This is a genomic window from Streptomyces sp. WAC05292, from assembly GCF_003949955.1.
Taxonomy (GTDB): Bacteria; Actinomycetota; Actinomycetes; order Streptomycetales; family Streptomycetaceae; genus Streptomyces; species Streptomyces globosus.
The window spans coordinates 1-2387 of record NZ_RPSE01000614.1 but is presented as its reverse complement, the minus strand read 5'-3'; the positions used below and the strand labels follow the sequence as shown (position 1 = coordinate 2387).

General features: G+C 78.7%; 2 protein-coding genes. Both read right to left on the bottom strand.

Features of this window, described 5'->3' with window-relative positions:
• Positions 1–80 precede the first annotated feature (80 nt).
• Positions 81–1301 (bottom strand): FAD-dependent oxidoreductase, encoded by a 1221-nt coding sequence (locus tag EF903_RS31665; protein WP_125548412.1) that lies wholly within the window; start codon positions 1299–1301, stop codon positions 81–83.
• Positions 1298–2387 (bottom strand): FAD-dependent oxidoreductase (locus tag EF903_RS31660; protein ID WP_148142632.1); only part of this gene is annotated, 1090 nt, incomplete at its 5' end. The genes EF903_RS31660 and EF903_RS31665, both read right to left, overlap by 4 nt.

Sequence of the window (2387 nt, the reverse complement as noted above, 5' to 3'; positions counted from 1 at the left end):
GGGCATGGCGGCGCCCTTCGGGTCACCCGACCCGAAGGGCGCCGCCATGCCCGCGCGCGCGGGCCGCGGCGGGCGGGGGCTCACCCCGCCGCCGCCAGCAGCCGGTGCCCCGCCGACGGCAGCGCCCGCCCCACGAAGGGCTGCAGCTCCCCGTATGCCGCGGCGTCGCCGACCAGGATCCCGCCCAGCAGGGTGCGGCCGTCCGAGCCCAGCACGACCTTCGCGTACGTGCCCCGCGTCTCGTCGAGACGGCTCAGCTCCAGGGCGCCGTCGGTGCCCGCGTGTGCGTCGCCGAAGCTCGCGACCTCGACGCCGAGCAGCTTCAGCCGCGTCGACATGTCCGCCTCCCCGAACGGATCCCCGCCGAGGCCGCACAGCTGCCGGGCCACCGACTCCGCCATCCGGTAGCCCGGCGCGGCCAGCCCGTAGCAGCGGCCGGAGACCGCCGCGCACTCCCCGACCGCCCAGACCCGCTCGTCGGCGGTACGGCACAGCCCGTCCACCAGGAATCCGCCGCGCTCCCCGCGCTCCAGGCCCGCCGGGCCGGCCAGTTCGTCGCGGGGGCGGACGCCGGCCGAGAAGACCACCACGGCCGCCTCCAGCTCCGTTCCGTCGGCCAGGGCCACCGCGCGGGCGCGGCCGTCCGGGCCCGCCTCGACCGAGGCCGTCGCGACCCCGCAGTGCACCCGCAGCCCGCGGTCCTCCACCCGGCGCCCGAGGACGCCGCCGCCGGCCGCGTCCACCTGCATCGGCATCAGGCGCGGGGCGAGCTCCACCACGTGCGGCTCCATGCCGAGCAGCCGGAGTGCGTTGGCCGCCTCCAGGCCCAGCAGGCCGCCGCCGATGACCACGCCGGGGCGGCCGGGGACGGCCGCCTCCCGGATCGCGTCGAGGTCGGTGAGGGTGCGGTACGCGAAGCAGCCCGGCAGGTCGTGCCCCGGCACCGGGGGGATGAACGGCTTCGAGCCGGTGGCCAGCACCAGGGCGTCGTAGCCGACGGTGTCGCCCGCGGTGGTGGTCACCGTACGGGCGGCTCGGTCGATCGAGGCGGCGCCCGTGGCCAGCCGGAGCGCCACCCGAGGGTCGGACGCGAGGCCGGGGGAGGGCAGGCCGAGGTCGGCGGCGCTGCGCCCCTCCAGGTACGAGGAGAGCGCCACCCGGTCGTACGCGGCGTGCGGCTCCTCGGCGAGGACCACCACCCGCCAGGAGCCCGCCGAGTCGAGCGTGCGGAGCTCCTCCACCAGGCGGTGCCCGGCCATGCCGTGTCCGGCCACCACGAGCGTGCGGTTCTTCCCTGTCATGACGTGCTCCCTCCGGTCCGGACCGTCCCGCACAGCGAGCGCACGGTGCTCGTGCAGCCGCCGCAGCCGGTGGTGGCGCGGGTCGCGGCGGCGACCTGCTCCACATCGGCGGCGCCGGCCCGGCAGGCCTCGGTGATGGCGTGCTTGGTGACGTTGTTGCAGCGGCAGACGACGGCGTCGCCGGGAAGTTCACCGGCGCCGGGCGGCGCCGGTTCGATGCCGAGCAGGAATTCCAGGCGGTCGGCCGGGACGGGCAGGCCGTGCTCGTGCAGCCGGCTCAGGGCGGCGATGGCCCGGGGCAGGCCCAGCAGCACCGCGTCGGTGACGCGCTGCCCGTGCAGGGTGAGCCGGGCGTACCGGCCGCGCGCCGGGTCGGCGACGGTGACCACTTCGCCGGCCCCCGCGCCGGCCCCCGCGCCGGCGCCGGAACCGCTGCCGCCGAGGCGGACCAGGTCGATGCCGGGCACCCGCAGCCGGGTGACGCGCCGGGTGCCCCGGTAGCCGGCCTCCCGCGGTGCGGCCCCGGTCAGCTGCCGGGCCAGCGACTCCGCCTGCTCCCAGGCGGGTTCGAGGTGGCCGGCCGCGGCGTCCGGGTGCTCGGCGCAGTCGCCGATCGCGTGGATGTGCGGGTCCCCGGTGCGCAGCCGCCCGTCGACGAGCACGCCGGTGCCGACGGCGAGGCCGGCCCGGCTGGCCAGGGCCGTGTCGGGCACCGCGCCGGTGCACAGCAGCAGGGTGTCGGCGGCCAGGACGGCGCCGTCGTCGAGGGTGAGCTTGCCGGCGCAGTACGCGGCGGCCTGCCTCCCGCAGTGGACCTCGACGCCCAGGCCGGCCAGCCGGCCGGCGAGCAGCCTGCCGGCCGCGGCGTCCAGGTGCCGGTGCAGGGGGTGGGGCCCGCGGTGGACGAGCGCCACCTCGTGTCCCGCCCGGGTCAGCGCGGCGGCGGCCTCCACTCCGAGGAGCCCGCCGCCCAGGACGACGGTGCGCCGGGCGTCCGGCGCGGCGCGCAGGACGCGTTCGGCGTCGGCGAGGGTGCGCAGGGCGGTGACCGCGTCCGAGGTGCCGGGGCGGGGCAGCCCGGGGATC

Bases quoted from the DNA above. Each gene is read 5' to 3' on its own strand.
- EF903_RS31665 (WP_125548412.1), bottom strand. From the start codon at position 1,301: ATGACAGGGAAGAACCGCACGCTCGTGGTGGCCGGACACGGCATGGCC.